Source organism: Psychrobacter sp. Choline-02u-9 (assembly GCF_002836505.1).
Taxonomy (GTDB): domain Bacteria; phylum Pseudomonadota; class Gammaproteobacteria; order Pseudomonadales; family Moraxellaceae; genus Psychrobacter.
In genome coordinates this window covers 21,267-27,603 of the sequence record NZ_PJBF01000068.1, presented here as the reverse complement: position 1 = coordinate 27,603, position 6,337 = coordinate 21,267, and the positions used below count along the sequence as shown (strand labels likewise).

7 protein-coding genes are annotated in these 6,337 nt (G+C 41.2%); 3 read left to right on the top strand and 4 right to left on the bottom strand.

The features are described 5' to 3' along the window. The first annotated feature begins 15 nt into the window (after positions 1 to 15). Positions 16 to 762: a hypothetical protein gene (locus tag CXF69_RS13940; RefSeq protein ID WP_102077986.1), complete on the top strand. Its 747-nt coding sequence runs from the start codon at positions 16 to 18 to the stop codon at positions 760 to 762. 125 nt (positions 763 to 887) lie between these two features. On the opposite strand, the gene CXF69_RS13935 is transcribed toward CXF69_RS13940, so the two are convergent. The 4 genes from CXF69_RS13935 to CXF69_RS13920 all read right to left on the bottom strand — a co-directional run bounded on the left by CXF69_RS13935 (position 888) and on the right by CXF69_RS13920 (position 5,140). Next, a complete protein-coding gene (locus CXF69_RS13935; RefSeq protein WP_102077987.1) occupies positions 888 to 1,403 on the bottom strand; it encodes an Rrf2 family transcriptional regulator in 516 nt (171 codons plus the stop codon). Positions 1,404 to 1,687: 284 nt separating this feature from the next. Continuing rightward, complete coding sequence (locus CXF69_RS13930; RefSeq protein ID WP_102077988.1) at positions 1,688 to 2,935, bottom strand: NnrS family protein; 1,248 nt, start codon at positions 2,933 to 2,935, stop codon at positions 1,688 to 1,690. Positions 2,936 to 3,250: 315 nt separating this feature from the next. Beyond that, entirely contained in the window at positions 3,251 to 3,688 is a 438-nt protein-coding gene (locus tag CXF69_RS13925; RefSeq protein WP_102077989.1) for a DUF3429 domain-containing protein, read from the bottom strand. A 69-nt stretch (positions 3,689 to 3,757) separates the two neighbouring features. Continuing rightward, the gene (locus CXF69_RS13920; RefSeq protein WP_102077990.1) at positions 3,758 to 5,140 is read right to left on the bottom strand and encodes a DASH family cryptochrome; all 1,383 of its coding nucleotides are present in this window, start codon (positions 5,138 to 5,140) and stop codon (positions 3,758 to 3,760) included. A 79-nt stretch (positions 5,141 to 5,219) separates the two neighbouring features. On the opposite strand from CXF69_RS13920, the gene CXF69_RS13915 reads away from it, so the two are divergent. Together CXF69_RS13915 and CXF69_RS13910 are read left to right on the top strand one after the other, a co-directional pair. After that, positions 5,220 to 5,876: an IS1595 family transposase gene (locus CXF69_RS13915; RefSeq protein ID WP_045455674.1), complete on the top strand. Its 657-nt coding sequence runs from the start codon at positions 5,220 to 5,222 to the stop codon at positions 5,874 to 5,876. A gap of 200 nt (positions 5,877 to 6,076) precedes the next feature. Next, entirely contained in the window at positions 6,077 to 6,325 is a 249-nt protein-coding gene (locus tag CXF69_RS13910; RefSeq protein WP_057760515.1) for a hypothetical protein, read from the top strand. The last annotated feature ends 12 nt before the right edge of the window (positions 6,326 to 6,337 follow it).

Here is a 6,337-nt window from a genome sequence, read left to right as displayed (position 1 = left end):
CGAGGAAAATTATAAATGACTGATCACATTCATGATTTAGGCGCAGGATTTCGGAACATACGCGGAACATTCCGTCTCGGTGGCGTGCTAAATATCGGCACTCAATGCTCGCTAGTCAAGCTATCATCAGGAAAATTTATCTTTTTGGACAGTTACGCCCTCACGGGTGATGTTCGAGATGAGATTATGGCACTTACCAATAATGGTCAAGATGTCGAAGCCGTGCTGAACGTACATCCGTTTCATACAGTCAGCTGTGCTCAAATGGCCAAAGACTTCCCGCAAGCCACCTTTTATGGCAGTAGTCGTCACCATAAAAAAGTACCAGAAATCGATTGGGCAGATGACTTGGTAGAAAGTGACGCAGTCGCTGCACGCTATCCTGAGCTTAAGTTTTCAATGTCAGAGGGCATTTATTATATCTCGCCCAATGAGATGATCCATGCAGGTTCTTTATTGGCTTATCATCCTGCTAGTCAAAGCTTGCATGTAGATGATACTTTTATGAGTCCACCAATTAAGTTATTAGAAGCTGTATTGCCTGAGCTGATATTACACCCCACGACCAAAAAAGCACTGAAAAACGAACCAAACGCTGGCGCGCAATACTGCGACTGGGCGACCAATTTGGCTCATGAATGGCGTGACGTACGCAATTTCTGCGCTGCGCATTCTTATCTTGTTCAGTTCAAAAAAGGTGGGTTTGAGAAAGCTCTGGTGAAAGCCGTTGAGAAAGCACGTCCAAAACTAGAAAACGCCTAATTTCTCACACCTTAGACATATATTTTTTATAGATATAAAAATGGGTCGCTATTACTGTATTTACTAGTGTAGCGACCCATTTTTGTGAGCTGATCATAATCATATCAACACTATTATCGAAGCTGTTACCGAAACAGCAATGTCGCAAGCTCATCTTCGTTGTTCAGAATATCTGCTAATGTATAACGCTCAAGCACATTGATAAATGCGGTGAGTGCTTCAAAAAACACGCTTTTTAGCTGGCAGGCTGGACTAATCACACAGCCTAGTGATTTATTCTTTTCTTCCTCAATGAATGTCACTGGTAAATCCGTCTGATGATCGCCCTGCTCACTATCATTATGAGACACTGGTACGGCAAAGCACTCAACCAAATTAAAATCAGGCTCTATCTGTTTGATCAATACGCCCAAATTTATATCTCTAGATGCACGTGCCAATCGTATGCCACCGTTTTTGCCGCGCACACTTTCTATATAACCCAGCTGACCCAGCTGATGAATAATCTTGGTCAAATGACTTTTAGAAATGCCATAGCTGTCAGCAATATCGCTAATATTAGCCAATAGTGATGGATCTGGTCTCACAGCCAAATAAATCAATGAGCGTAGCGCGTAGTCACTATAATTGGTCAGTCGCATTCATTTGCGCTCCTATTTTTATAAATTTTATATATTAAGCTAGGGCGTGTCCTCATTTTAAAAATGGTGATAAAAATGAGATAAATTGCCGTCAAACGAGAAAAATAGTGCAGATAATATCGAGATATTGACCAACTATTTGACGATGTTTGGCAAAATTTAGCTATTTTTAGCCCATTTAAAGGACACTCGTTCGAATTGAGGACACGCCCTAGACAAAGTAAGTCGCATTTTTGGTAATAACGTTTAGACATAGCATTTGTAAACAGTATCGTTAGCCCGCTTCAACCAAATAAACCATCAGGCCGAGGACGTGCCAGCATGGGCAGATAACTGATGCAAAATAGCACAAAACAAGCAATCCAAGCACCCTGTGCAATCATAATCCAAACTAGGTAATGACTCATATCTACTAATGGTAGCAGTACGCGGCTAACAAATACCAATACCATCAAACCGTACATAAGATTTACCGTTTTGGGCGGTTGGTGAATGCTGCGACCCGTATGACCCAAAGATACTCGCGTCATCATTGCCACCGTCATCATACCGATACCTGCAATCGCCAATCCATGCATGGCGAGGCTGTGCGGATAACCCAACCAAGGCTGTAGTGCGTATAATAAGAAACTTAAACACATGCCCAAAAACGCAATATACAATGACCAAAGTAATGGTTTTTGCCAAATACCGTGATGATACCACCCTATCAGGCGAACGATATTAATGACTGCCACACCGAGCGCCGTAACCGTCAGCAAATACTGGTTTGGATAAAATACATCACTGATAAAAAAGGCGAAGAAAAACACTAAGCTTGCGATATCTTGTCCTTTACTATTACGTAGCTTAACGGGTTCTGACGTTTCCATATCTATACTGAGACCACGTTCGATAAAAAATGGCACTACGCGGCGGCCAATAGTCAGCACCAAACCGATGATCAAGTAGAACCCAAGATAAATACCTATCTTAGTTGTATTCATATCAGCATTAATAATGCCCCAATAGCAGAGTCCGTTGCCAAAGGTCAGCAGTGCCAGTTTTGCCAAGATACCCATTTGCTTGTACTGCTTAACTTGCCATACTGCTCGACATATCACATATGCCATCGAGGCGACAAATACTACATCAAAAATGGCTGCTATATATAGCCACGATATACTATCACCTATGAGCGTTATGCCAAGCCCAAAACCCAACCAGCTCAGACGAGCCAGCAACCAACAGACAAAGATACCTAGCAGTTTATAACCATGCGGCATCATCACCCCTGTCCATGTCTTGACCGCGGTTAGCAAAAACCCGGCTACCACTGCTAGGGCATAACCATACACCATTTCATGGCCGTGCCAGTATAACGGGTTCAAAACCTGTGCATCGATATCCGTGTGACCAGTGAACACAAACGCCCATAGCAGCATCGTTACTACGGCAAATAGCGCAGCAGCACTAAAAAATATGCGAAAGCTTAAATTAAGGATAGGATTCGGAGAGCTTGGTGGTTTGCTAGGTAACTTGATAGATTGCATAGCCATCTTCTTAAAGAATATAGATGGCTTTAATTATAACATTCATTTTAAATGAACTTTATAAATCTTTAGTCTGATTATTGAAATATTCTATCCATTAAAGTGCAGCGCCTACGGAAATCTCTAGAAGCAAAATCTCAAGTATAGTTGAATTCAAATAATTTCGATACAAGGAAACCGAGCGCAAGTTATACATTAGTATGCTTAGCGAGGATGACGATGTAGCGGATTTATATGGATTTGACTATATAAAAATAGAGAAATCAGGCTGGCTGTTCTTTAGCTATTATTTAGACATGACTTAGTCAACACCACTTACAACTGTAATGCCGCGATGACTAACGATACGACCACTATCGCCGTGACATACTGCCTAACTTTAAAATATATGTAACTGATAATCTGCGCTCGATGCAGACTATAATCGATAACCAACAGACTTATAAACCCAATCACTAATAGCCAAATAAAGCTACTGGCTGACAAGGTCAAAAAACCAAGCCAAAGGCCAAGCGCAATGACATTGCTATATATAGGCAGCTTAACCCTCCACTCATTGTCCTCTGTCAAGCTCAGATGATTGCCCCAATGTGCGCCTGCCATAAACGAGCCAATCATTAGGCCATAAGCACTTAATACATCGACTACCGAGCCAAGCATAGGCACGGTAACAACGTCTATCATCAGCAAAAATGCACAGGCGACAAACGGAATAGCACCTGCAAAAGTGAGATAAGGACTGGGCTTTTTCATTGTTTAAACCTATCTTATAATTAGTCTAATAATGGCTATCATCTGTTGAGTGGGAGTTTTCAACATACATTAATCGCTCTTTTGAGTGTTGCCTTGCCACTCACGGATAAACTCACCGTTTGGATCGTATTGCTGAGTTTGCTTGTCTAGATTAAACTGTCTACACCCTCTTGGATCAGCACCCACGCCTGCCAGATATTGCCAATTGCCCCAATTACTGCCGACATCATAATCAACAAGATGTTGCTCAAAGTAAGCTGCCCCATAACGCCAATCAAGGCCTAGCTCATGGATAAAGCAACTGGCAACCAATTGTCGTCCGCGATTCGACATATAACCTGTCGCGTTCAATTGGTTCATGCAAGCATTGACGATAGGATATTGTGTTGTACCATTCTTCCATTGCGCTAACAGACTCTCAATCAATTGAGTTGAAGGCGCGTGCTGAGCGATGCCTTTAAACCAAAACAACTTTTGCTGATGGGTGACAGCATACCAATAGAAATACTCACGCCACAGCAGCTCGAACCATATCCAATAGGTAGAGTCATTTCCGATAATATCGCGCTCATAACGGCGCAAACGATTTAATATTGTGTTTACAGATAGCGAACCGTTTGCAAGCCAAGCGGAGAACTTTGTGGAGTGCGCCCACTCATCAAGCGCGTTTCGTGTGGTTTTATAAGTGCTGGGCGCATCGGAACAGAAATAAGCATCTAAGTGCTTCAAACCGTTTGACTCACCACCTGTAAAGTTAGATGTTTGCTTTAATGTCTTATTGACCTCTGTCTCACTAGACAACTGCGATTCAAAAAAGTACTCGTCCCTACTCAACATATTGTCAGGCAATGGAGCAAGTGTTTCTGGCGTTGGAGAAATGGCTATATCTTTTTCTGCATGCAGCAAATCATAGTCACTTTCGATTTTTTTACGAAATTGCGTAAAACTTTTGGGTAAGCTCTCTAGCGGTAACTTATCAAACAAAGTCGCTGTTGTATGTATATGCCACTGTATCTCTGGATATTTCGCCTGCATAAGGTCATATACTTTGTTTTTATTATAATCTGCCGTTTGACTGATGCAGATATCTGTCACTCGTTGCTGCGCTATTAGATCACTCAACTGAGTAAAGACGTCCAATGCTTCATCGCCTTTCTGTAAATACAGCAACCTATTACCGCGCTGCATCAGTGAAGTATTTAAATCAGCCAAGCTCTCATGCAAAAACTGCTGACGAGCTTGCCCCATAGCCTCATAACGATAGGCATCGTAATAGTCTTTATCGTCTAATATATCTGTCAACGATGAGGCATAAACCAATAGCAGCTGTCCATCAGTGGAGATTTCAGATGCTGTTAATAGAGTAGCATTGTCCGCTACCCGCAAGTCATTATGAAATAGTACCAATGTGACATTTCTGTTCACTGAGTTGTTCGCTGCCTGATTTGACATATTTTATCCTTCTGGCTGTTTAGCGCTTATCTATTATTTTTGGGGCTGTAGTAGATAAGCACTATGCTAGACTACTTTTATGAAGATAACCCGTTGTAAACTAAGTAAAAAAGCACAGCGAAGGCTGTTAGAGTTTTTTACGGCTGAAGTGACTGCTAGAACAGCCGCAGATTTGCTTGATATTCAGCCTAATACTGCTGCACTTTTTTATCATAAAATAAGACTTGTGATAGATTACCATCTCTCATTAGAAGCTGATGAGCTTTTTGATGGTGAAGTCGAATTAGATGAAAGTTACTTTGGCGGTGTACGCAAAGGCAAAAGAGGTCGCGGGGCAGCTGGTAAAACCGCTGTATTTGGTATTCTAAAACGAAACGGTAAGGTTTATACCATTGTCGTAGCAGACACCAAACAGACTACCCTAATGCCTGTTATTAAGCGTAAAATCAAGCCTGACAGCTTTGTTTATACGGATAGCTATCGAAGTTACAATGCATTAGATGTGAGTGAGTTTAAACATTTCAGAGTCAATCACTCTATAGAGTTCATTTGCGGTAAGAACAATCACATCAATGGCATTGAGAACTTCTGGAATCAGTCCAAACGAACACTCAGAAAGTATAATGGGATTAATAAGAAGAACTTCCATTTGTTTTTAAAAGAGTGCGAGTTTAGATTCAACTATGGCTCACCATCTAATCAGCTGAAAACCTTGAGAAAATGGTGTGATATTTAATCCTTATCTACTACAGCCCCTTATTTTTAATATTTAGTCTTTAATCTTGAAATATCATATACAGTGTAAAACATACTTAGCATTCAACTATGATGCGAGCCTAATACTTGTAAGGCAATGCGCTCAGCCCCAGAAACTACTTATAAGCACTGACTCTCATGTGTCTGACTGCTTAAATGGCTTACCTCTAGGAGAACACCATGACTCAAAATAATACTACGACTGAAGAAAATAAATCAGATGAAAAGCGTAAACTTATCAATCGATTTTTGATGAGATTGACAAAAGAACAGCCTCAAATGTATTACGCGACTACCTCTGAGATATCGCGGAGTATTCATACGATGATAAAAGAGCACACCAATCGCTTGTCGGTAGAAGAACAAGCACTGGTAAGACGGATGACGATGGAAGAGATTGAAGGGCTACTTGGCTTTCATGCCAGATAAGAAATTGACCAA

Coding starts and splice junctions, on each gene's coding strand:
- CXF69_RS13920 (WP_102077990.1), bottom strand. CDS start 5,140: ATGTCAAATCAGGCAGCGAACAACTCAGTGAACAGAAATGTCACATTG.
- CXF69_RS13940 (WP_102077986.1), top strand. CDS start 16: ATGACTGATCACATTCATGATTTAGGCGCAGGATTTCGGAACATACGC.
- CXF69_RS13935 (WP_102077987.1), bottom strand. CDS start 1,403: ATGCGACTGACCAATTATAGTGACTACGCGCTACGCTCATTGATTTAT.
- CXF69_RS13930 (WP_102077988.1), bottom strand. CDS start 2,935: ATGCAATCTATCAAGTTACCTAGCAAACCACCAAGCTCTCCGAATCCT.
- CXF69_RS13915 (WP_045455674.1), top strand. CDS start 5,220: ATGAAGATAACCCGTTGTAAACTAAGTAAAAAAGCACAGCGAAGGCTG.
- CXF69_RS13925 (WP_102077989.1), bottom strand. CDS start 3,688: ATGAAAAAGCCCAGTCCTTATCTCACTTTTGCAGGTGCTATTCCGTTT.
- CXF69_RS13910 (WP_057760515.1), top strand. CDS start 6,077: ATGACTCAAAATAATACTACGACTGAAGAAAATAAATCAGATGAAAAG.